Annotated in this window: 18 protein-coding genes and 4 pseudogenes; 13 read left to right on the forward strand and 9 right to left on the reverse strand. The window is 58.1% G+C overall.

Annotation, left to right across the window (positions count from 1 at the left end; all coding sequences use genetic code 11):
- Window positions 1-54 precede the first annotated feature (54 nt).
- Window positions 55-132: pseudogene (locus NVV94_RS26855) on the reverse strand (zinc-ribbon domain-containing protein); the annotation flags it as partial.
- Window positions 133-274: 142 nt separating this feature from the next.
- Between NVV94_RS26855 and NVV94_RS10560 the strand changes: the two are divergent.
- From NVV94_RS10560 to NVV94_RS10570, 3 genes and pseudogenes are all read left to right on the forward strand, one after another.
- Window positions 275-406: pseudogene (locus NVV94_RS10560) on the forward strand (LexA family protein); the annotation flags it as partial.
- A gap of 1 nt (window position 407) precedes the next feature.
- Window positions 408-536, forward strand: a pseudogene (locus NVV94_RS10565) (DNA polymerase V subunit UmuC); the annotation flags it as partial.
- Window positions 537-600: 64 nt separating this feature from the next.
- A complete protein-coding gene (locus NVV94_RS10570; RefSeq protein WP_258447106.1) occupies window positions 601-1,722 on the forward strand; it encodes a site-specific integrase in 1,122 nt (373 codons plus the stop codon).
- Here the strand turns inward: NVV94_RS10570 and istB are convergent.
- Both istB and istA read right to left on the reverse strand, forming a co-directional pair.
- Window positions 1,719-2,474, reverse strand: a complete 756-nt coding sequence (gene istB, locus NVV94_RS10575; protein ID WP_258443137.1) for an IS21-like element helper ATPase IstB — start codon at window positions 2,472-2,474, stop codon at window positions 1,719-1,721. The two genes, NVV94_RS10570 and istB, sit on opposite strands and share 4 nt — an antisense overlap.
- Window positions 2,475-2,491: 17 nt before the next feature.
- The gene (gene istA, locus NVV94_RS10580; RefSeq protein WP_258443136.1) at window positions 2,492-4,006 is read right to left on the reverse strand and encodes an IS21 family transposase; all 1,515 of its coding nucleotides are present in this window, start codon (window positions 4,004-4,006) and stop codon (window positions 2,492-2,494) included.
- A gap of 213 nt (window positions 4,007-4,219) precedes the next feature.
- Here istA and NVV94_RS26695 point away from each other — a divergent pair.
- Window positions 4,220-6,381 (forward strand): annotated as a pseudogene (locus tag NVV94_RS26695) (tyrosine-type recombinase/integrase).
- A 144-nt stretch (window positions 6,382-6,525) separates the two neighbouring features.
- On the opposite strand, the gene NVV94_RS10595 reads toward NVV94_RS26695, so the two are convergent.
- The 5 genes from NVV94_RS10595 to NVV94_RS10615 all read right to left on the reverse strand — a co-directional run bounded on the left by NVV94_RS10595 (window position 6,526) and on the right by NVV94_RS10615 (window position 11,132).
- Window positions 6,526-6,831, reverse strand: a complete 306-nt coding sequence (locus tag NVV94_RS10595) for an NIPSNAP family protein (protein ID WP_258447665.1) — start codon at window positions 6,829-6,831, stop codon at window positions 6,526-6,528.
- A gap of 221 nt (window positions 6,832-7,052) precedes the next feature.
- Window positions 7,053-8,738 carry a class II poly(R)-hydroxyalkanoic acid synthase gene (phaC, locus tag NVV94_RS10600; protein ID WP_258447109.1) on the reverse strand — a complete coding sequence of 562 codons (1,686 nt, stop codon included), beginning with the start codon at window positions 8,736-8,738 and terminating at the stop codon, window positions 7,053-7,055.
- A gap of 124 nt (window positions 8,739-8,862) precedes the next feature.
- Complete coding sequence (locus NVV94_RS10605; protein ID WP_258447110.1) at window positions 8,863-9,786, reverse strand: alpha/beta fold hydrolase; 924 nt, start codon at window positions 9,784-9,786, stop codon at window positions 8,863-8,865.
- A gap of 764 nt (window positions 9,787-10,550) precedes the next feature.
- Window positions 10,551-10,682, reverse strand: a complete 132-nt coding sequence (locus NVV94_RS26860; protein WP_408733462.1) for a hypothetical protein — start codon at window positions 10,680-10,682, stop codon at window positions 10,551-10,553.
- A 171-nt stretch (window positions 10,683-10,853) separates the two neighbouring features.
- The gene (locus NVV94_RS10615) at window positions 10,854-11,132 is read right to left on the reverse strand and encodes a hypothetical protein (RefSeq protein ID WP_258447111.1); all 279 of its coding nucleotides are present in this window, start codon (window positions 11,130-11,132) and stop codon (window positions 10,854-10,856) included.
- Window positions 11,133-11,879: 747 nt separating this feature from the next.
- Here NVV94_RS10615 and NVV94_RS10625 point away from each other — a divergent pair.
- From NVV94_RS10625 to NVV94_RS10655, 7 genes are all read left to right on the forward strand, one after another.
- Window positions 11,880-12,095: a hypothetical protein gene (locus NVV94_RS10625; protein WP_258447112.1), complete on the forward strand. Its 216-nt coding sequence runs from the start codon at window positions 11,880-11,882 to the stop codon at window positions 12,093-12,095.
- 332 nt (window positions 12,096-12,427) lie between these two features.
- Complete coding sequence (locus NVV94_RS10630; RefSeq protein WP_258447113.1) at window positions 12,428-12,673, forward strand: hypothetical protein; 246 nt, start codon at window positions 12,428-12,430, stop codon at window positions 12,671-12,673.
- Window positions 12,674-13,058: 385 nt separating this feature from the next.
- Window positions 13,059-13,427, forward strand: a complete 369-nt coding sequence (locus NVV94_RS10635; RefSeq protein WP_119893963.1) for a DOPA 4,5-dioxygenase family protein — start codon at window positions 13,059-13,061, stop codon at window positions 13,425-13,427.
- Between the two features lie 521 nt (window positions 13,428-13,948).
- Window positions 13,949-14,467 carry an Hcp family type VI secretion system effector gene (locus NVV94_RS10640; protein WP_258447114.1) on the forward strand — a complete coding sequence of 173 codons (519 nt, stop codon included), beginning with the start codon at window positions 13,949-13,951 and terminating at the stop codon, window positions 14,465-14,467.
- A 194-nt stretch (window positions 14,468-14,661) separates the two neighbouring features.
- Entirely contained in the window at window positions 14,662-16,713 is a 2,052-nt protein-coding gene (locus NVV94_RS10645; protein WP_258447115.1) for a type VI secretion system tip protein VgrG, read from the forward strand.
- On the forward strand, window positions 16,710-17,543 hold the full coding sequence (locus tag NVV94_RS10650) for a DUF4123 domain-containing protein (protein WP_258447116.1): 834 nt from the start codon (window positions 16,710-16,712) through the stop codon (window positions 17,541-17,543). The genes NVV94_RS10645 and NVV94_RS10650 overlap by 4 nt, the downstream gene beginning before the upstream one ends.
- A 19-nt stretch (window positions 17,544-17,562) precedes the next feature.
- Window positions 17,563-20,061, forward strand: coding sequence for a LysM domain-containing protein (locus NVV94_RS10655; RefSeq protein WP_258447117.1), 2,499 nt, complete (start codon window positions 17,563-17,565; stop codon window positions 20,059-20,061).
- Between the two features lie 57 nt (window positions 20,062-20,118).
- Here the strand turns inward: NVV94_RS10655 and NVV94_RS10660 are convergent, their stop codons facing one another.
- Window positions 20,119-21,114, reverse strand: a complete 996-nt coding sequence (locus NVV94_RS10660) for a formylglycine-generating enzyme family protein (RefSeq protein WP_258447118.1) — start codon at window positions 21,112-21,114, stop codon at window positions 20,119-20,121.
- Between the two features lie 303 nt (window positions 21,115-21,417).
- Here NVV94_RS10660 and NVV94_RS10665 point away from each other — a divergent pair, with 303 nt between their 5' ends.
- Both NVV94_RS10665 and NVV94_RS10670 read left to right on the forward strand, forming a co-directional pair.
- Window positions 21,418-22,665: a hypothetical protein gene (locus NVV94_RS10665; protein WP_258447119.1), complete on the forward strand. Its 1,248-nt coding sequence runs from the start codon at window positions 21,418-21,420 to the stop codon at window positions 22,663-22,665.
- Window positions 22,638-23,318 carry a hypothetical protein gene (locus tag NVV94_RS10670; RefSeq protein WP_258447120.1) on the forward strand — a complete coding sequence of 227 codons (681 nt, stop codon included), beginning with the start codon at window positions 22,638-22,640 and terminating at the stop codon, window positions 23,316-23,318. The genes NVV94_RS10665 and NVV94_RS10670 overlap by 28 nt, the downstream gene beginning before the upstream one ends.
- Window positions 23,319-23,320 lie beyond the last annotated feature (2 nt).

Consider the following 23,320-nt stretch of genomic DNA (forward strand, 5'->3'; position numbering starts at 1 on the left):
TTCACTGCAGAATTTGGCGCAAAGGTCCGCCTCGTGGCCACAGCGCGGACAGCTGCAAGCCAGCTTGGCGCCGCACGCTTCACAGAAGCTGGCCCCGGAGGGATTCTCGAATCCGCAGTTTACGCAGCGCATACGACCTCTTCGCTTGCCTGGCCCACCGGGGGGCCGATGGCGCGCTCAGCATGCTGAATAACGGCTCACCGCTATCTTGATCGAAATGAGGTGTGGTGCATAGGTTCGCGGTAGGTTTTTGCTTGATGGGCGGCGCTTCGCGATTTTGCACCGGGCTCTCGAAGCAGAGCCAGGCCACATAGTGATCGCGGCTGTAGACTCGGAGCCAGTCTGCAAGCGACTGGTCAAAGAGTGTGGTCAGATCGTCTTGAAGTCCGAAAATCCCCGATACCCCTAACGACGGTTGCGTGATCGCTCGATCAGCGGACAGCAAGCCCTGCGTGAGGATGGGCGAGCCGTACTTTCAGATCAAACACAAGCTCAAGCAGCACGGTATCGTGGCGTTCTCATCGAACTACGCGCTTTAGTAAGTTAGGTGGAATGCTTTTTGAGCTAGTCTGAATCGGTCGACGTTCTGGGGATTCGCCCATGACCTCTCCCGCATCGTATGAGCTGGTGCTGGAACGCTATTCCAGTGTTCAGGAATGGCTGCAACTGCTCGGTAATCTGGGGCGTGCGCCTGCCACCTTGGACGCGTACGGTCGTGGTTTGGCACATTACCTGCTCCACTGCGAGACCTCTGGCCTGGAAGCTGAATCAGTCACGTTTGAGCAGGTCACGCTTTACATCCGCAGGCTTTTGCCCGGGCAAGAAGATGCGGTGGCGAATGCAACCTTGCACCAACGGCTCACCGCGATCCGTCTTTGGTACGACCACCTAGTCTTTCAGGGAATCTGCCAGCAAAATCCTGTACCTCGCGGACAACACGCTCGACTGTTCCAAGTACCCGCACACTCAGGGTTTGTCAGGGGCCTAGTGCCTCGTCTCATCAAGCTGCCCGACATCCCCACCGATGAGCAGTGGAGGTGCTTGCTGAGCGTGGCGGCCAGGTCGTCTATCCGTGATCGGCTCATGCTCTCTCTAGCGTACTGCGGGGCGCTCCGTCGTGCCGAACTGGTGGCCTTAAGAATCGAAGACTTGGACGTTGCACATCGGCTGATCTCGGTGCGAGCTGAAACGACCAAGGGCCGACGCAGCCGAATCGTATGCTACAGCCCTGCCATAGCGCCTGTACTGATGGTGCATCTTCACGCGCTTCGTCGTGCCGGGTGGGTGAAAGGGCCGTTGTTACGATCCGAATCAGACCGCAATCGCGGATCGGGTTTAACCCGCTGGACGTGGAGTAAAACGGTAGAAGCGTGGGCCAGGGACGCAAACCTTCCATGCTTGAGTACGCATACCTTCCGCCATCTGCGGCTAAGGCATCTGGCCCGCACTGGCTGGAAACTGCATGAGCTAACCGCTTACGCCGGACATCGAGACCCGAAAACCACCTTGATTTACCTGCACCTGTCGGGCGCGGATCTGACCGCAAAAATGGCGCAATCGGTGGGCAGTCTGGATGCCCGAATGTTCGGTGTGCGGATTCCACGCCATCCGGCCACTCATTCCACGCTTATCCGGCCGGGCATTCCACGCACATCCGGCCACCTGTTCCACGGCCATCCGGCCGGGCAGTCGGAGCGCAGCGACGCAGGTTTGCATTGTTAGTCTGAAGTCCCTGTTGCAGTCAATTTCATCGAGCGCCTGCGCATCGATTCACCCTTGAGTTCGATGCGGTAAGCGTTATGCACCAGCCGGTCGAGGATGGCGTCGGCCAAGGTCGGATCGCCGATCAGTTCATGCCATTTGTCTACCGGCATCTGGCTGGTCACCAGTGTCGAGCGGTGCCCGTAGCGGTCGTCCAGCAGCTCCAACATGTCGCGCCGTTGCGCAGCGGTAAACGCCGCCACTCCCCAGTCGTCCAGAATGATCAGATCGGTCTTGGCATAACCGGCCATCAGTTTGGCGAAGCGACCGTCGCCGTGGGCCAGACCCAGTTCTTCCATCAAGCGCGGCAGGCGCAGATAGCGCACGCTGTAGCCGTCCCGGCAGGCCTTGTGGGCCAGTGCGCAGGCCAGCCAGGTTTTGCCCACGCCGGTGGGGCCGCCGATGATCAGGTTCAGGCCGTCGCGCAGCCATTGGCCGCTGCCCAGTTGCAGGATCAGGGACTTGTCCAGCCCACGCGGGCTGCGGTAATCGATGTCTTCCAGGCAGGCGTTGTGGCGCAGTCGGGCGGCTTTGAGGCGAGTGCTCAGGCGCGCATCTTCACGTTCGGTCAGCTCGCGATCGACCATCAGCCCCAGGCGCTCATCGAAGCTGAGGCTGTTGATGTCGGGCGTTGCGTGTTGCTCGCTCAGCGCCTTGAGCATGCCGTGCAGGCGCAGGGTTTGTAGCTTGTCCAGGGTGGGATTGGGGAGCATGGGCGTATTCCTTCAGGTCAGTGGTAGTAGCCGGGGCCGCGCAGGTTGATGTGTTCATCGGGCAACAGCGGCAGGTTCTGCTGGGCCAGCGGTAGCCGCTCCAGCCCTTGGCGCAGGATCGATTCGAGGCTCTTGTAACTGCATGCGCCCAGCGCCAGGGCGCGCTGGCAAGCGGCTTCCAGCCGTTCTTCACCGTGCTGTTTGCCCAGGCGCAGGATGCCCAGGCAAGCACGGAAGCCGTGCTGCGGATGGATTCGGCGCTCGAGGATGTGGGCGATGACACCCGCGGTGTTTGGCCCGGTCTGCTCTGCCCAGCGGATCAGCCGTTGCGGCGTCCACTCGGCATGTTCGCGGTGGCTCTTGGGCATGTGCTCGGTTTGGGTGGTGTGGCGACCTTTGTGCGGCGATCGCACATGGCTGGCCACGCGCTGGTTGGCGTGGAAGCACTCGACGGTCTGTGCGGTCAGGCGCACTTCGAGTTGGTGCTTCACCAGTTGGTACGGTACCGAGTAGTAATGGCCGTCGACTTCGACGTGGTAGTCGATGTGCGCCCGCACCTTTTTCCATTCGGCGTAGACATAGGGCTGTTCCGGCAGGGGTTGCAGCGCGGGTTGGTCGAGCGCCTCGAAGGCCGAGCGGCGCGAGCCGGGCAGCTTATTGAAGGGTCGTTGATTCAGTCGCTCCAGCAGCACGCCGATTGCGGTGTTGAGTTCGCCCAGCGAGAAGAACTGGCGGTTGCGCAAGGCCGCGAGGATCCAGCGTTCGACCACCTGCACGCCGACTTCGACCTTGGCCTTGTCCTTGGGCTTGCGGGCGCGAGCGGGCAACACGGCGACCCCGTAATGCTCGGCCAGATCGCGATAGCTGGGGTTGATGTCCGGTTCGTAGCGATGCGCTTTGGTGACGCCGCTGCGCAAATTATCCGGCACCAGGATCTCGGGCGCTCCACCGAGAAACGCGAGGCAGCGGGCGTGCGAGCCCAGCCAATCGGGCAGTTGCTGCGACCAGGTGGCCTCGGCAAAGGTGTAGCTGGAGGCGCCGAGGACAGCGACGAAGACCTGGGCCTGGCGGATTTCGCCGGTGTGCCGGTCAATGACCGGCACGGTCTGGCCGGCATAGTCGACGAACAGCTTTTCGCCGGCGCGATGTTCCTGGCGCATGGCCACGTCGACCTTGGCGGCCCAGAGCCGGTAGTGCTCGCAGAACCAACTGTATTGGAAGCCTTGCGGGTGGCTGAGCCGGTACTCTTGCCAAAGCAGAGCCAGGGTGACGCCGGGGCGGCGCAGTTCGGCGTGAGCCCATGCCCAGTCAGGCATCGGACGCTGCTCACTGGGGATGGTCGGCGCAGGCGGAAACAACTGACGTTCCAATTCGGCGTCGGTCAGCGCAGAGGGCCAAGTCAGCCCGCAGGCAGCAAAGCGATTGAGGTAGTCACCGATGGTGGCTCGCCCCACTTGCAAGCTGACCGCGATCTGGCGAGCAGATAGACGCACCTCAAACTTGAGGCGCAGAACTTCTCGAATCTTACGCATGGATAAACGCTCCACGACGACCTCTCTGCTTCGAAAAAAGAGGTCGATGGTAGTGAATTAATCCTGCGTGGCTGCCTGCCTGAAGGGTGGCCGGATGGCTGTGGAATCAGTGGCCGGATGCGCGTGGAATGGGTGGCCGGATCATCGTGGAATAGGTGGCCGGATGGCCGCGGAATCCGCATTCGGTGAGCTCTTCAAATCGGAGTCATCAACATGAGCGCCCCATCTACTGCGGACTATATACCGTTTGATGTCAGCCTGTATGAGCGTTGCGAGGTGTTGTTGGATTCAGAGCAGGCCGTTCTTTCCAATCATCTTTACCGTTCTGACTGGCCCTACCTTCAATCGAAGATGCCTGGGCTCGTAAATCCACTGATTGATCTGGTGGCGCATAGCGGGGTTTCTCCTCGATTAGCCGTCTCTTCAGTTGCTGCCATTCTTTGGCATGTCAGCAAAACCGGCAAGCCATATTGGTCCTGGTCAGAAACACAGTGGCTGACCTTACTCAACACCCGAGCGGGGTCACGCCCCTACCTTGCTGCAGTCGCCTACCACCTAGGGGGCTTCCGAACGCCTCAGCGCATCGCCAAATTTCGACAGTCAGCAATTTATGCATCAGCAATCTTCGGAAGCCAGATATTCAAGCGTGAACATACTCGTTTAAGTCAAACCTTAAAGTCGCTGGGGTACGCAGCACGCCACCTGGAACAATTCCTGTCCAGCGTTCTTGGTGCACTGATGCTGGAAAATGGTGATCCTCGACTTGAAACATTCACCGAAGAATTGCTGTTGCGAGGGCAGGCACACCGAAGCGAAGGTATCGCACGGTCGGTTGGCAAGGTTTCGCATGGCCTGGCTGCATTGGGCATCCTGGCGAAACCGTTGCGCATGCGTGGGTACGTTGGGTGGCGTGAAAAGAGCATTGATGGCATTGATCCCGTTTGGGTCGAGTGCTGCCGGCGCTGGCGAGATACCTCGACCTTACGTCCTCGTACGCGAGAAAGTAACTACAGTTTCGTTTTGAGAACAGGCATCTGGTTGGCGAGAGAACAGCCATGGGTTGTTTCCCCAGTCGACTGGAATATGTCCACCTGCGCGGCCTTCATCGCGGCGGTTGACCGAATGACGGTCGGCGAATGGGCGTTGGAGTCTGCCCGCCACACGAAATTTAAGGGACTCGGCCAGCCGATTGCGCCGAATTCCAAACGCGGGTTTCTACATGCTGTGCGACGTTTTTTATCGATTTTGAGCTATGGGGCTGGGGACGTTTGAAGTTCAGCCCACGCCATCACCTGGCGACCCCAATTTCCGTGGCGTTCAATTCGGGTGTCAACCCTCGCGTCATTGACGATTCAAGTTGGCTCAAACTGATCTGGGCGAGCTTGAATTTGGAGCGTAAGGATTTACTGTCGGAAATTCACTATCCTCTGGCAATGGTTCAGGCGATTGCCGTTGTGTGGACGCATACGGGGCTACGTAGTAATGAGGTTATGCGACTGGCCATGGGCTGTGCGCACGCACAGTCAAGCGATGTAGTGCATGAAGATGGAACCACGGTGCCCGCAGGAACATTATGCTATCTCGATATTCCTGCCAGTAAGACGTTCAAAGCATTTGTTAAGCCTGTTGCGGCGGTGGTTAAAGAGCGAATTGATGCCTGGCTGCGGGAAAGGCCAGTGAACCAGGCCCCCCTTCTGGATGAGCGGACAGGGGAGAAGGTCAGTTACCTGTTTCAGTTTCGTGGTAAGCGTATGGGAACAGGTGCCATCAACAGCACAATCATCCCGATGCTGTGCGCAAAAGCGGGTGTTCCTCTGGAGGACAGTCGTGGACGCATTACCAGCCATAGAGGCCGAGCCTCTGCGGTTACCGCGTTGGCCAGCGTTCCCCAAGGCATGTCATTAATTGAATTGATGCAATGGTCAGGGCACAGCTCACCGAGTTCGACGTTACACTACATTCGCATTCGCCCCACCAAGCTGGCTGCGTCATTTGTCAAAGCAGATCAGATGTCCCACATGGTTTCACTGCTCATCGACCACGACGTAATCGCTTGTCACTCGGAAGAGCCTTATACATTTTATGACCTGGGCAACTCGTATTGTTCGAATCCGTTCTGGAGCAGTTGCCCGCATCGCATGGCTTGTGCCGGGTGCGATTTCAACCTGCCGAAAGCCAGCGCACGGGCTCAGGCCTTAGAAAGTAAAACCTCGATTGGACGTTACCTGGAAGCAGTTCCATTGACCGCTGATGAACGGGCAATTGTAGAGGGCGATTTGGAGAAGCTGGACGGCCTTATTCGAAAGCTGGACAACGTGCCGACTTTGGACGGCAGGACGCCAAATGAGATCGATGCGAGGAAGGGCCGCTCCTGAGATTCCGAGACCTACCGGCGACCTGCTGCCTGAGGTGACAGGCCGGAATCCACAACCTAAACCGGTCAGTAGTGACGGACAGTAATCGGCCAGAAGCGTATCCAACCCTCTCCGCGATCTTGCCGAAATCGCCCCCCTAGATCTTCACTCCAGCACAGGACGCAGGAAGCTACGTTCGTAGCTCAGGATGAATTTTTTCTCAATGGCCTGGCTGACCGCCTCAACGCAATCAGAATCCGTTTCAGCCTCCTTACGATACCGTTCGTAATCTGCAAGGCTTGAGAAGCTGAACAGGCAGTACGCAATGTTGTTAGCGCCTTCTGCGGGAAGGAAATAGCCATGATGCTGTCCCCCCATACGTGTCACCAGCTGTATCCAGCGCCGCGAATAGCTCTCAAAAGCCGGAACCTGGTAAGGGTCAATTACATACCTGACGTGACAAGTGATCACTCGGTCATTCCTTTGAAAATGGGCAAAACGTATTCTAGGCGTTATGCCGAGATAAGGGGAAAATTCACTCACTTCCCTTCTATCTATCTAATTTTACTGATGATTTTAAATTCTTCATTTCGCACGCGAGGAGCGACTGGCCGGCATCAGGGGGCGGCGTCGGACGCCGCGGGCGCACCAGCCAGCACCGACCGGGCGGGCGCCGGTCAGCGCTGCGGGGCTCAGCTTAAATGCACGTAGGTGCCCGGCGCGGCCTCCATCGGTGGGTGGTCCTGATTGCCCAGGGCCGCCAGGGCCTCGCGCTGCTCACCGGAACGCGCCTGAATCCAGTCCAGCCACGCCGGCCACCAGCTGCCGTCGTGCTGCTCCGCGTCGAAATACCAGGCGCGCGGGTCGGACGACAGTTGGCCGTTCTCCAGGTAGCTGGCCTTGGGGTTGCCCGGTGGGTTGAGGATGCTCTGGATATGCCCGCTGTTGGACAGCACGAAGCGCCGTTCGCCACCGAGCAGCAGGGCCGAGCGGTAGACCGTGTCCCAGGGAGTGATGTGGTCGTTGATGCCGGCGACGCTGAAACTGTCCACCGTGACCTTCCGCAGGTCGATCGGCGTGCCGCAGATCGCCAAGCCGCCGCTGCGGGTCAGCGGATTGTGCTTGAAGAGGTCGAGAAAGTCGCCGTGCAGGGCGGCCGGCAGGTGGGTGTTGTCGTTGTTCCAGTAGAGGATGTCGAAGGCCGGCGGTTGCTTACCGAGCAGGTAATTGTTGACCCAGTAGTTCCACACCAGGTCGTTGGGGCGCATCCAGGCGAACACCTTGGCCATGTCGCGGCCGTCCAGCACGCCCTGTTGGTAGGAGCGGCGCTTGGCCGCCTCCAGGGTCTGCTCGTCGACGAACAGTGCCGCCGGGCTCTCCACCCGGCTGTCCAGCAGGCTTACCAGATAGCTGGCGCTGGCCACCTTGCGCAGCTGCCGCTTGGCCTGCAGATGGCCCTGCAGCGCGGCGATGGTCAGGCCGCCGGCACAGGCACCCATCAGGTTGACCGCCTTGCTGCCAGTGATGGCGCGACAGGCATCGAGCGCTTCCTCCAGCGCCTGTACATAGTTGGAGAGGCCGCACTCGCGATGGCGAGCGTCCGGGTTGCGCCAGCTCAGCATGAACACCTGCAGGCCGTTCTTCAGCGCGTACCGGACGAAGCTCTTCTCCGGGCTGAGATCAAAGATGTAGAACTTGTTGATCTGCGGCGGCACGATCACCAGCGGGCGCAGGTACTGCTTCTCGCTCAGCGGCTGGTACTGGATGAGTTCCAGCAGCTCGTTGCGAAATACCACGGCACCGGGGGTGGTGGCGATATTGCGGCCGACTTCGAAGGCCGCCTTGCTGACCTGGCTGGGCATGCCGCCGTTGTGCAGCAGGTCGTCCACCAGGTGGCGCACGCCGTTGACCAGGCTCAGTCCGCCGGTGTTGAACAACTCCTTGACTGCCAGCGGGTTGAGCAGGCTGTTGGTGGGTGACAGCGCATCGCCGAGCAAGGCCAGGATGAAACGGGCGCGGGCTTGGTCGTCGGCCGCCAGGTCGCTCTCGTCGACCCAGGCGTTGAGCTGCTTCTGCCAGGCCAGGTAGGCCTGCAGGCCACGGCGGTAGAAGGGATTGAGGTGCCAGGACGGGTCCTGGAACCGCGCATCCTGGACAGGGGCTTGGTGCGGCGTATCGCCAAGCAGCACGCGACCCAGTTGGCCGCCCAGGGCCAGGGCATGCCGGGTGCTGTGCAGCGGCTGTTTGAGGCCCTGCAGCGCCAGGGTGCGCAGGGTGGAGAACAGGTCCCGGCCACGCAGGCCGGGGGTGGAGCTTTGTTCTGCTTGCACAAAGGACGCGGGTACAGGCAAGTTGCCCGCCGCTGGTTTATCTCGCATGGGCCACACTCCGTCTTTCTACCGTCGGGGAGCCAAACACAAAGGGGTTGAACCAAGGCGCGGCGGCGGTGCATCCAAACTGCCGGGCAAAGAATTACCCCAGCGACACACCCCCGCTAATCGGTCAGGTGGCTGCGCGCCGCACGGTGACTACGCGGTCACTGGCGGCGTGGCGGTGTCGACTGTCCAGCGGCCGCGCGCCGTTCGGCCGGGCCAGGCTGGAAGCTGGCTGCAGAAAGCCAAGTAAGGCTTGCTGGGTATCGTCCCAGGCCACCTTGTGTTCCAGGTCGAGGAAGTGCCCGGCGTTCTGGATGGTGCGGAACTGGCACTGCCGGGCATGGCCGGCGAATAGGCGGGCGTCGCCCGTCGAGGTGTACTCGTCCCATTCACCGTTGATGAACAGCAGCGGGATATCGATGGCAGCGGCGCAGTCGGTGTAGCAGGGGGTGTCCTGTGTCAGCACCTCATTGATATGGAAGTGCATCTGCCGGTATTCGTGCTCGGCCAGGCTGCTGACATGGCGTAAGTTGTAGCGCTTGAACAGCGACGGCAGGTGCTTGCCGATGGTGGTGTTGATCAAGCGGCCCACCTTGATGCGGTCGCAGGCCTGGAGACAGTTCAGGCCACGCTCCAGGTAGTCGCGCATTGGCTGGTTGATCCGCGCGGCGAAGGAACTGATTACCGCTTTCTCGATCCGTGGTGGCCGCTGGGCCAGTGCCAGCAGGGTGGCCGCGCCACCCCAGGAGAAGGACAGCACATGGTCGGCGGCGACCCTTTCGATCAATTCCAGCAGGATCTCTGACTCGTCTTCCTTGCTGATCGGCTGGCTGTGGCGGTTATGCGGCTTCGACTGGCCGGCGTAGGGTTGGTCGTAGAGAACCACGTTGAAGCGCGGCTGCAGGTAACGCACCGTCTGGGCAAAACATGCGGTGGTTGAGAATGCGCCATTGACCAGAATGATGGTCTTCTCAGCGGCGTGGCTACGGTAACGCTCCGTGTAAACCTTGTACTTCCCGTGAATGTCGACGATGGCGGTTTGCGGCTTCATTGTTCTCTCCCTCGCACGGATTGGGCTGAGCGAACAGCCGGAGCGGCTGTTCGCAGGGCTATTCGACAGACAACAGAACGCCTCGGCCTGACACACGAGTGCCAAGCGAATAAGTTGACTACCCAGGTCCTTTCGATGAGTTGCGGAAGTGGACCGGGACGATTCTCAGCGTCGAAGCATGCGACCCCGCGAATCGGCCGGAAGTTCAGCCCAACAGCAAAAGCGCGAGTGCGCTTAGATGGCCGTGGCAACCAATCAGTCACGTATCGACTTGGTGGTCGAAGTTAAGCAGGCGACTTGCCGGCCTGCAAGAAAACAGTAACCCTTCCGTCGTGCCGTGAGCGCTGCCGCGCGAGATTGGACGGCCGGCGCTCCATGCCGCCCAAGCGGCGGATTGCGCGTGCCGCGGCCAACGATTGCACATCTGCGCCCATGCCTAGGGATAGCTTCCTCACTCCGGGTTGCCAGGGCAGCTTTGTGGGCAAGGGCCACGAGGCCAGCGATGAGCAAGCCGGCTCCGCTGCATGGGAACAGCCGGGAAAGTCGGGGCGGTTCAGGCACTTCAAAAACCAGCTCGTTGCGCAGACGACGGGGTTGCCCCCATGCATGTTTCGCCCGCTTCGAACGCATAATGCGGGGGGTTCTGCATGCACAAGAAGACGGCATGAAAACTCGGAATCGCATCCTGAAATGCGCCCTGACGCAGGTCACCCAGCAGGAGGAGCCGAATGTTTCGACGCTGACGATTGCCCCCGAGCTGAGCATCAGCCCAGGCAATCGGTACTCTCCCCCGGCAAGGGGCCGCTGGTAATGGCGCTGTCGGGCATTTGCAGCGAGAGCTGGCGCTGCTGCTCGACCCACCGACAGCTGCGCAACTCGTCACTGGTCCTGGTCAAACCACCGGGACGTTCCTGCCCTCTCCTGTTACAGCGCAGCCCGCCCGTTATGCTGTCATTCACCTCAAAGGGTCGTAACTGAACGGCATTACCAGCGACGCGGGGCTTCTCTTCGTAATCCTCCTGCGTAGTTGCTGCTATTGCGCTACGCAGGCGCCGAAAGTCGAACTACTAGAAATTCGGCACGATGTTGTGCTCGCAACAAATCATGCGAGCTTCGAAGGTCGTGATGTACGGGTTGTTGCTGACCTGCATCAGGCTGGAAGCGCCGGCGCTTTCCTTGCGGATAAGCGGCGAGGAACCCTGCAGCAGCGCTTCTTTCGGCACCCGGTACAGATCGCCCGAACCCAATTCGACATAGGCGCCGGGGCCAGGAATATCCTGCCACGACACCTCCAGCAGCCGGGTTCTGTGTTGCGGTTCGGCGGAGTTGTTTTTTACTTCAGCCATGATATTTCTCCTCTTTTCAGATGGAAAAATGATGAAGGGACCAAGCTCATCCCCTCGTTAACCCGGCCGGGGTTAGTAAGACTAGTTCGTCAGAAGGTCAATGCTAGCCCGCCTATCGGAGAATAACGCCAGCATGGGGTCAGTCCACTCGAGCGTTTCACTGGCGCAAGCGGGGCAGAGGTGCAGATAGCGCCCGCAAAGGGGCGGGCACTCGGCCTGGGGTTCCAGGCTGAGGGTCAGGGTGTTGTCGGCGGACTGGCGGCGGGCAACGTAGCCTGGCCAGAACTGGGTAAGATCAACAGGACGCACGGTGACAGGAGGGGCGGCGGTTGGTGTGTTTGGCGACTGCCAATCTAGCCGCTTCCCTGAGTGTCAACTCGCTCTTCCCCCTGATTCCGCGAAGAACCAAAAAATTCCGGCGCAAGTCCAGAAGCAGCTCGACGCCAACCTGGCGCTGATGAGCGAGCTTGGGCGCATGGCAACACCGGCGGTTTTCTATCTGGATGACAACGGCCGCCTGAAAATGCAGCAAGGGGTGCCGCAAGCGCCGGGGCTGACAGAGATATCATGGGGCCGAAGTAGGCCGTTATGCCCCGATGCAGCAAGCCCTGCGGCCTACCTATGGCGCCCCATCGGCGAAGTGCTCCGATCCGACAGCTGAGCCAAGGGATCATCGGCCAATCGCGGATGCCATGAGTAAGGGCACTCTTGGCACTGTCCTCACCCAATCAGCGACCGGAAAACCAGTTGGAACTGTTCTACCACTTCAGGCGTCGTGCGGACCCGGCGTCAGTTTCGGCTATGTGCATCCGAACTGGGGCAGCCCAGCAGATTGAGCCGGAATACGCTCCAGCGCTGCTATCGGCTTTCGCCTACGCCCGCCTGGCCCCGAAGCCCAACCAAGAAAAGGCCGCCTCGCAGGCGGCCGAAGAAGGGGAGTTCACGAAAGAGTTTTCACTGTAGCAGCTATGCGGCAGGCCCGAGGGCAATCCCGATGAAATTCGCTGGCGAGGCGCGCTGCGCAGGTGACGCTGGCTCGAGCAATCCACGCCGCGTCCTCACGGTCGCCGGTGAGGTTGGCAAAAAGGTGGCCCCGGCGCATGGGCGGGCGGACCTGAAACGCCTGAACCGCGGCGAGCACAGGTCGAAAGGCTGGCCTACACTCACGGCTGCCGGCGAACGGCTCAGGTTCATCGAGAGCCTGCCCTGCCGGGCTGTGTCGTGTTCAGCCGCCCTGCCGGTGAAGGATGGACAGCACACACTCCCATTCGAGAAGCAACCTCCAGGAGGCCACCATGCACAGACGAGACTTCCCAGGGCACGCCGCCTGGAGCGAAGCGCGCTTGAACGGTGACCATGCGTTGGCATTCATTGCGGTCAAGCCGCACAACTCGGCAGTCGAGCCGCTGCTCCACCAGGTCTATGACCGCACGTATTTCGCGCGCCGCTCCGACGCGATCGAAGCGGCCGAGGAGGCACTGAGCAAGCTGCTGCACATCGACGAACAGGGGTGGCCGGTGTTCAGTTCGCTGGACTGTTGACCATCCTCCTCACAGCAACTGACCCGAGCTGCGAAGGGAGGTTGCTAAGTGTCCCTCAGGAGAGGAGGGTGTTAGCGATCTTCCCCACGGATTCTATAGCTAAGCGTGAGCCCATAGCCATGGAATGCAAGCCGGTGCAGCCGAATGCAAGCTCGCTCGCAGCTAATGTGAGACCAGCCGCTCCGTCAGTTGCTGATTGCCGAGCCCGGGGTGAGAACGGCGCAGCCCTGGAACAGGTGGAAGCCCTGCAGGGCCGGCTCGAACGCGAGGCACCGCAACTTTTGCCCAGCAGCACCGCCCCGCCTCCGGCGAAGGACTGATCAAGGCTGGAAAGACCCTGCATCCGGGGTACCATTGAGGTCTTCGTCACGTGGGAGACGCGAACATGCAGGACTGCTCCACACCTCGCATCAAGGGCTTTCATGCCCACGTCTATTTCGACGCATCCACCCTCGATCAGGCCCGCGCACTCTGCGAGGAAGCAGCGCAGCGCTTTCCGCTGAAGATGGGGCGCGTCCACGAGAAGCCCGTCGGCCCCCACCCCGACTGGAGCTGCCAGCTGGCCTTCAAGCCTGAGCTGTTCGGCGAGGTCATCCCCTGGCTGGCGCTGAATCGGAATGGCCTGACCGTGCTGGTGCACCCCATCACCGGCAGCGACCTGCGCGACCACCGCGACTACCCCATGTGGATGGGCGCGATGCGGCCGCTGGATCTGTCTGACCTCGCGGATGGGGCGGTGGAGTACGACCTGTGAGGGGGCTGCTCAAGTCGCTGGTTGTTTTGCGAAGACGCTATCGACCTCTGTGCGCTCGTGCCCACAGACTCCACGGCTATCCAGACAGTTTCAAGCCGGAAGCAATGCGAGACTCTTCGCTATCATCGACCTCTTTTTTGACATGAAGAGGATGTCGTGGGGCGTTTAGCTGGACCCGGCCCACTGCGGCGTCGGCTTCGCAGTCCCTTCCTTCATTTTTTGGCAGAGTGCGCAAAAAGTTGCGCACTCAAATGTCGATACTGCCCATGTACATCGCCGCAAGTCACGAACCTCAAGGCTTACAGACGAGTGCGCAACTTCTTGCACAGTACTGCGCAAGAAGTTGCGCACTTTTCATCTATTTCTCATATGAATAGTGGCTTTAACCAAGAGGAAGGATGCTGTAAGCCCCGGACCATATGGCTTAATCGGCTTCTGGCATGCCTCTTGAATACTGTACAGGTACCCACCGGGTGTTTTACCCATCGGGCACCTCTATTTTTCCAGCAAGGAGAGCATCCATGGCTACACCAGCATACATGTCCATCACTGGCACCAAACAAGGTCTGATCACCGCCGGTGCCTTCACCGCTGATTCGGTTGGCAACACCTACCAGGAAGGTCACGAAGACCAGGTCATGGTTCAGGGTTTCCAGCACGAAGTGATCATCCCGCGTGACCCACAGTCCGGCCAACCCACCGGCCAGCGCGTACACAAGCCCGTTGTCATCACCAAGGTCTTCGACAAGGCTTCGCCACTGCTGCTGGCGGCCCTGACCTCCGGTGAGCGTCTGACTAAGATCGAAATCCAGTGGTACCGCACCTCGGCTGCCGGCACCCAGGAGCACTACTACACCACCACCCTGGAAGACGCGATTATCGTCGACATCAAGGACTACATGCATAACTGCCAGGACCCGGCGAACTCGCATTTCACCCACCTGGAAGACGTGCATTTCACCTACCGCAAAATCACCTGGACCCACGAAGTCTCCGGTACTTCCGGTTCCGATGACTGGCGTACGCCGGTCGCTGGCTAAGGCTTCCCAATCGTCACACCGCATGGACCATGCCTTGTGCTGGCCCATGCATTTGTTTGTTGCTTCTGAAGTGCCTACAGAGAGGAGCGTGGGATGTTCAGCTCAGCTAATCGGACGCACCCAGCATGGCTGTTGCTCTTGGGACAGGACTTCTCTGTCGATCGTTTCTTCTCTCCCAGCTTTAGGACAAGCCTATGTTCGCGTCGGCCAATACCGCGCATTTCGAACTACTAATCCCTGCTGTTCGCAATGATTTCAAGGTACTAGCTTTTGATGGTACTGAAGCCATCAGCACCTTGTACGCGATCCACATTGAACTGGTCAGCGAGTACCCCGACTTTGATCTGGAAAGCCTGCTCAGTCAGTCGGCATTTCTCCGGTTCGGCCTGAACGGCGAAGGTCTTCACGGGCGTATCGAAGATGTTTGCGTGGGTGAGTCCGGAAAACGCCTGACTCGTTACCACCTGACCTTGGTGCCGGCACTGCATTACTTGAAATTTAGCCACAACCAGCGGATTTTCCAGCACCTGACGGTGCCGCAGATCGTGGCCAAAGTGCTCCAGGGCCATGGGATTCAGGCCGATGCCTTTACCTTTAATGTCAGCACCAGCCCCGAACGCGAATACAGCACTCAGTATGGGGAAAGCGACTTCGAATTCATCCAGCGCCTGCTCAGTGAAGACGGGATTTCGTGGCACCACCAACACAGCCAGGATGGCCATCGGCTGGTGTTTACCGACGATCAGTCCTATTTTCCCAAGCTGGGAGCAACACCTTATCAGCAAGGCTCCGGTCTGGCGGCGGATAACCCAGTCATCAGCCAGTTTTCCATGCGTTTCAGCACGCGTACCAGCACGACCACCCGCCGTGGCTATGACTTGAAACGTCCAAGCCTATTGCTGGAAAGCCAATTCACCACTGAGTTTAGCCCTGCACTCGAAGACTACCGCTACCCAGCGCTGATCGAGAATGAACAACGTGGGAAACAGTTGGCTCGACAGGCGCTGGAACGGCACCGCACCGACTACCAATTGGCTGAGGGTAAAAGCGATCAGCCGACTCTGCGCAGTGGTCATTTCTTCGACCTGACCGAGCACCCGCGTCAGCAGTGCAACGACTTGTGGCTATTGCTCAGTGTGACCCACTCCGGAAAGCAGCCCCAGGTCCTTGAGGAGTCGGTCACCAGCGACAGCAAGCCCGAAGACGGCTTCACCCAAGGTTACCGCAATACGTTCAGTGCAATTCCCTGGGATGTGTTCTATCGGCCGCCGCTGGTCACGCGCAAATCGGTGTTGGTCAGCCAGACCGCCCGTGTCACCGGACCTGTGGGCGAAGAAATCTTCTGTGATGAGCATGGGCGGGTCAAAGCCGAGTTCCATTGGGACCGCGCCGAACTTGGCAGTGACAAGAGCAGTTGCTGGCTACGGGTTTCATCGAGCTGGGCGGGGGACAGTTTCGGTGCGGTGACCATTCCTCGCATCGGTATGGAAGTGGTGGTGACCTACCTGGAGGGTAACCCCGACAATCCGTTAATTACAGGTTGCGTGCCTAACAAGCTTACACCTGTGCCATATCCCTTGCCGGCGAACAAAACCAAGACGGTGTTGCGCAGCCACAGTTCGCCGCGCAGTGGCGGCTACAACGAACTGTCGATTGAAGACCGCAGCGGTCAGGAGCTGATCTATCTGCGTGCTCAACGCGACATGGCGCAGAAGATCGAAAATGACAGCCGGCTGGAAGTCGGTAACGAGCGCCGGGAAACCATCAAGGGCAACAGCATTGCTGTGTTGGAAGCTGAAGAGCAACGCACCGTCACCGCTGACCGTAAAGTAGATCTCAAGGCCAACGACTATTTGCAAGTCGCGAGCAGCAGCCATACCCGAGTCGGGCAAACGCTGGTGATCGAGGCCGGCCAGCAGGTCCACCTCAAAGCGGGTGCCCATCTGATCCTCGATGCTGGGGCCAGCATCACCTTGAAAGGTGGTGGTCAGCATATCGTCATTGGCCCAGGCGGCATTTTCAGCAGTACCGAGATTCAAATCGGTGGTGCACCGACTGCGGGAACCGCTGCTGCCCCAGTGTTGCCTGGAATGCTTGAAGGGCTGTCGGCACCCGCGGCACTGCCGCTTCCCAGCGTACCGTTTTATCAACAGCAATCGGTGGCCGGTGCTCTCTTGCCCATTCCGGGCTGCCAGCTTGACGCCTCAGGTCATTGCCCGATTCACCATCCAGGTAAGACTGCATGATCCAATCCATCTCGTCGCCCTTTCAAACGCCTGTAGCACCGGGAATCTTGTGCGTGATTCTGGATGCCAGTTTTGACCCGGACTTGCAGGCTCATGTCGATCAGGTCATCAGCTACGGGGCTGAACGCTGCGTCCCGCTATTCGACAGCACTCCCTATACAGCCTTGCAGGCCGCAGGGCCATTCGCCTTGCTGTGTCCGTTACCCGATGCGTTGCTGGCGTATGCCAGTACGCTGCTTGAACAGGCCGATGCCGGCTGTGTGGCCTACCTCAAGGATGAACAATCCTTCGAGCAGGCCGTTGGACATTGGCGCAGTCTGCTCACCGTCAGCACCGATGACTCACCCGCCCAGATGATGCGCTTTTTTGAACCGCGCTGGCTGGAGCCGTTGTTGAGCAGCCTCGATGAAACCGAGCTGTTGCAGTTCATGGGGCCGCTTACTGACATCGCCTGGCGCAACGAGCTGGGCTGGCGTCATCAGGCTCATCCACACCCCGAACTAGAGCCCGAAGTTCAAGCGCCGGGTTGGTTGCACCTGGGGCACGAGCGCCAGGCCCTGATGGATCAGCAGCGCTTGAAGGTGCTGGCTGGACGGTTCGCTCAGGACTATGAGGCGGTATTGCCAATGTCCGGGCCGGCGGCCTTTGTATATCGACAGCTACTCGCGGCCCAGCAAGCAGGGTATCTGCAACTGGCCGAGCAGGAGCGCTGGCTGCGCCTGTCGCTGAGCAAGGGCGATGACTTCTGGAGTCGATCCCCGCATACCGAATTACTGGCCCGTGATGACCTGGGTCTTGGCGACAAGCTGATTGAGCTTGAGCGTCTCTGAATCACAAGGATGATGATGGATGAGCAGCACTTACACGGTTAAACATGGCGATACCCTGGGGGAAATTGCCCAGCAACATGGCGCTAAAGTGTCTGAAATTCAGGCGCTTAACCCGATCATCAACGACCCCAACCACATCAAAGCCGGGTGGGAGTTGAAGCTTCCCGGCTCCGCGCCAAAACTCGAACTGCCGCCACCGATGCATGCAGATAACACCAGCTCGACCGCGCTCAAGGGGCAGGCCCAATGTGACGAGGAGCTGGTTGACGTCGCACATATTACTGGCGAGCCGCATTTCTATGTGTTAACCGACAAACAGTCCAAGGCACTGAAGCAGGAAATCAACGCGGTTCAGAAACTGATGGATGAACTGCATCAGAACCTGGCCAACGCCTTGCCCATCACTCAGTGCAAGAAACTTCAAGATCCCAAGGCCAGCTGCGCCTGCGCCCGATGCGTCAAAGATGCCTGGGCGGTCAAGGCTGAAGAGGCGGGGTTGTTGACGCGCGAGACCAAGCCGCCAGCGACCGAAGCGGTTCCCCTGACGACTGATAGCGACCCTCAGGGACAACTGGCGACCTTGCAGCAGGCGCGTGACTGGTATCAGCGTTACACGCCCAGCATTGCCGGAACAACGCAATTTGAATCCAACTGGAAGTCCTTGCAGAACAAGAAGGTCCTGGCGCTGGATGGTGAAATCGGCAAACTCCGCGCCCAACTGGCAGCACAGAGAGCAGCCGAGCCAGAAGACAGTTCCAGCACTGCCAACAGCGCGGCACCCGACTTGAAGCATGGCAAGGGGCGCAGCATTGAACGTCAGCAGGGTAAGCAAACCAAATCCGGTATTACCGTGGTGGAAATCATCCTGTTCAGCGACCCCACTCGGCGTCACTACATCTCGATCCCGTACCGCAACACCACCTCATGGAATGTTCGCGTCCCGACGCGGATCATGGCCGGCAAGCCATTCAGCAAACAACTGGCCAGCGATCTGATAAAGGACATCAAAGCGGGGATCAGCGAAGGGCGCAAGGCAGGCCCCTTGGGCAATCTTGAACTCAAGCTCAGTACCTGGAGCAGTAAAGAAGACAACCTGCTCAACACGCTGCATCAGGAAGTGTCCTGGACGTCCAGCCAGAGCGACGCATCGCGCTATGCGGTATCTGCAGAAGCTCACGCCCTGCGTTTTGCTGCCAGCGCCAGTGCCGGTGTGAATAACTGGAACCCCAAGGAAGGCAGTATCGATGTTGGTGTCAAAGGCAGTGCGGCATTCTCTTTGGCAGAGGCTTCGGCGTCATTGAACCGGTTTTTCCCTAGCCAGGGCGGGTATGTCGCGAACATGGCTTATCGCAATGCCGTGGGTAAGGAGGTGCTGCAACCCATGGGCGTGTTCCGCATGAGTGGCAAGTTGGAGTTGTCGTGCTTTGTTGGAGCCAGGGCACAGGGTGAAGCAGGGGTTAAAACGCAGTACAAACCTGCCGAAGCCCCGGCTGGTGCTAGTGCGCTGCTAAGTACACCGACAATGGAGGTCGGGCCGAGTGGCAACATCGGTGTCAAGGGCGATGCGTTTGCCGGTGCCCAGGCTGGCGGCGTCCTAAGCGGTTCCTTTGATTGGGTTGCGCCGGATAAACAAGGGTTGGGGAAAGCCTTCGTCGGGCAAGCTAATGCCAGCAGCAATTGGGTCACGCTGGCTGTGGTCAAAGCGGAAGGGAATGCTGCTTTGGGGGTTGGTGCCAGTGGTGAGTTTGGTATCAGTATTTCGAGGGACCGATTGGCATTTAATTGCAAGGGTTCCGTAGTTTTGGGGCCGGGTGCTGGCGGTGGGTTTGGTACGGTGGTGGATATCGATCAGGTCGGGGAGCTGATCTTACTGATTTGCAATGCGTTGGCAGATATGGATTACAGGCACCTGTTGGGAGTGACGGGGGAGGCGTTTAATTATTTAGCTTCGGGGCTGTACCAAGTAGCAACCTCTCCCACGAAGACGGCGAGTGAGGCGTTTGAATTGGGGCGAAATGAAATAAACATTTTGTGGAAAAGGCGTCAGGCGTCTAAAGTTGAGGCGCAAAATCTGGCCAGCTACCTCATCAGTCATAAGTTCGATAAAGTCATGCCGGTTCGTGGGCAAAGCCTACCGTTTAGTATGTTGCCGCCGGAAACTCTTGGCCCAATGGTCTATATGCTGACCGAAGGGTTTGTTGAGAGCTTTAACGAGCAACAAGAAGAGGCTCTTGTAATATTGCTTTCAGAGGTCCGCCGCTGGCGCCAGTTTATCGAAGTGCTTGAGCACTGCTCGCCCAATGCGGAGAAGGTTAATGCGATGAAGAGTCTCGATCGGATCAACTCCTTGCTGGATGGTCACGAGCAAAACCAGTTTAATCGTTTTATTGATAATCTGGCGATCAACCAATCAATTGAGAATCCGATCAGGGTAGCTTGGAGTCCAAGCAACGCATGGCGTAAAGAGAAGGTGCTGATGGCCGCTCGTAACAGCGGGCGGTTCGACGGTTTGGTTTAGATTGGACGGCGGATGGTTTAATAAAGGCGCTGATTAGCGCCTTTATTGTTGATAAAACTATAGTGGCTTTTGGGATTGAATTGCGCAGCGAAAGCCCGTGCCAGGATAGTAACCATGCGCTACGGGGGAATCTTCCCAGCGCCGAACTGTGCTGGCATTGATTGGCGGATGTTCTGCTACATTTGCACCACGGCGTATCCGTTGTGTTCCGGTTTCTGGCCCTTTTGGATTATCGACAGGTGAATGGAGATAATAATCTTTGTCATACCAATCATTAACCCAGTCGGTGGCATTACCCGAAAGATTGTAGATGCCCAGCGGGTTTGGGACAAACTTGTCTACGGGGAAAGTGTCCTGCTGAGCTGGCTCTGGGAAATTGCGCCCGTAATTTAGGCTACCGTTGTCGGTAGGGAACGCCACATATTGACCGCGATTGCGTGCTGCAAATTCCCATTGGGCCTCTGTTGGCAAATCTACTGGGAAATCGCTAAGCTCCCCTAGCCAAACGCAGTAATCTTTGGCTTCTTGCCAACTTTTAATGGGAGCTGGCAGATTAGGCGCGTACAGCGTCAATGTTAAATCTTCTCGCTCACGGTACTCAGCATCAAACAATGGCTTACCTTGCGCACTAAAGAATAGATCGAAATTCTCCAGTGTTGTTTGAAATTTTGATAGTGAGTAGCTGCTTAGCTTGACGGGATGAACAAATTTATTGTTAGCGCCCATACTGATCGGCCCCATCCTCGCAGGCTCCACACCGCATGGCCAGTCGCACAAGTTGGTGGGGTCATCATCGTGCGGCCAACCAAAATCCCCCATTTGAAATTCGCCCCCTTCGACAAACACCATATTGTCCAGCGACTGCACGACAGTATTCAACAGCTTGCCGCGAACCTCTGCAGAAAGCTTTGGGTATTTCTGCTCGATAGTTTCAGCTATCTGGGCGACTTTTTCGGCAGAGAGCTTCTGACTTTCAGGCAATGGATAGGATTGTGCTTGGCAGCCTGTCAGTAGCAATAGGGTGCAAAGAAGAAATAGTGTCTGTCTTACCATAATGGAAGTCCTAATGCTTACTAAACAAAGTTTCAAGTTTATCATGTTTTAGGTCTGGCCTGACCTCAGGGCTTCCCATTGGCTGAATTTTTCTACAGCTTCACTCTGTTGCCACAATATATTCCATTACCATTTTTGATGGGGTGTTCGTTTTATTCCTCGCTTTCTGAGAATTCCTAGAAATTTTCAGAATTGTCTGACAGATATTCGTTCCGCATTTGTGTTATTGAGAATTTGAATCGATCGTCATCTACGCCGAGTTAGCAGTGCAGGTGCTGAGAAGCTTGAAAAACAGCTCTGACCATGCGCTTTGCCGGAACAAGGCAATTTGAATCCAACTGGAAGTCCTTGCAGAACAAAAAGGTCCTGGAGCTGGATAGGGAAATCGGCAAACTCCGTGCCCAACTGGCAGCACAGAGAACAGCCGAGCCAGAAGACAGTTCCAGTACGGCCAACAGCGCGGCACCCGACTTGAAGCATGGCAAGGGGCGCAGCATTGAACGTCAGCAGGGTAAGCAAACCAAATCCGGTATTACCGTGGTGGAAATCATCCTGTTCAGCGACCCCACTCGGCGTCACTACATCTCGATCCCGTACCGCAACACCACCTCATGGAATGTTCGCGTCCCGACGCGGATCATGGCCGGCAAGCCGTTCAGCAAACAACTGGCCAGCGATCTGATAAAGGACATCAAAGCGGGGATCAGCGCAGGGCGCAAGGCCGGCCCCTTGGGCAGTCTTGAATTCAAGCTCAGCAGTTGGAACAGCAAAGAGGACAATCTGCTCAACACCTTGCATCGAGAGGTGTCCTGGACCTCCAATCAGAGCGATGCCGCGCGTTATGCCGTCACCGCAGACGCGCACGCCCTGCGCTTTGTTGCCAGCGCCAGTGCGGGGGTGAACAACTGGAACCCCAAGGAAGGGAGTATCGATGTTGGTGTCAAAGGCAGTGCGGCATTCTCGCTAGCAGAGGGCTCCGCATCGTTAACCCGGTCATTCCCCAGTGTGGGCGGCTGTGTCGCCACCATGTCCTATCGCAATGCCCTGGGCAAGGAAGTGTTGCATCCCATGGGCGTGTTTCGCCTGACCGGCAAGCTGGAGTTGTCGTGTTTTGTTGGTGCCAAGGTACAGGGTGAAGCAGGGGTTAAAACGCAGTACAAACCTGCCGAAACCCCGGCAGGTGCAAGTGCGCTGCTAGGTACACCGACAATGGAGGTCGGTCCAAGTGGCAACATCGGTGTCAAGGGCGATGCGTTTGCCGGGGCCCAGGCTGGCGGCGCCCTAAGCGGCTCATTTGAGTGGGTTGAGCCGGATAAACAAGGTACAGGGAAAGCCGTCGTCGGCCAGGCCAATGCCAGCAGCAATTGGGTCGCGTTGGCGAAAATCAGCGCGGAAGGGAATGCGGCGTTCGGGATTGGGGGAAGTGGTGAATTTGGTCTCGATATTTCGAAAGATCGATTAGCGCTTACTGTAGAGGCTCCATGGTGTTGGGCCCCGGTGCCGGAGGTGGGTTTGGTACAGTGGTGGACATTGAGCAGGTTGGAAAGTTGACATTGCTGTTTTGCAATGCCTTGGCTGACATGGACTATAGGCATTTGTTAGGGGTGACGAACGAGGCTTTTAGCTACATGGCCTCAGGCCTGTATCAGGTAGCAACCACTCCCATTAAAGTGGTTAATGAGGCGTTTGATGATGGTGTTGTTGCGATGCGGGACTGGTGGAAAGTACGTGCCGCATCTAAGACCGAGGCGCAAAACTTGGCGAGCTATGTGGACAAGCATAAAAACAATAAAGCTATGATGATTCGGGGGCAATCCCTGCCTTTTAGCTTGCTTCCGCCCGAAACGTTAGGCCCAATGATCTATCTATTGACAGAGGGGTTTGTTGAGAGCTTTAACGAGCGGCAAGAAGAGGCGCTTGTCATTCTCCTCTCAGAGATACGGAGCTGGCGGCAATTTATCGAGGTGCTCGAGCATTGCTCACCCAAGGCGAGGAAGGTCAATGCGATGGTGAGCTTGGAAAGAATCAACGCATTATTGGACGGATATGAACAAAATCAGTTCAATCGGTTTATTGATAATCTGGCAATTAATCAGCTGACTGAGACTTCGGACAGAGTGGCTTGGAGTCCAAGCAATGCTTGGCGTAAAGAGGGGCTGTTGCTGGTTGCTCGTAACAGCGGGCGGTTTGATGGCTTGGCTTGAAT

This window comes from Pseudomonas sp. LS1212, from assembly GCF_024741815.1.
Lineage (GTDB): Bacteria > Pseudomonadota > Gammaproteobacteria > Pseudomonadales > Pseudomonadaceae > Aquipseudomonas.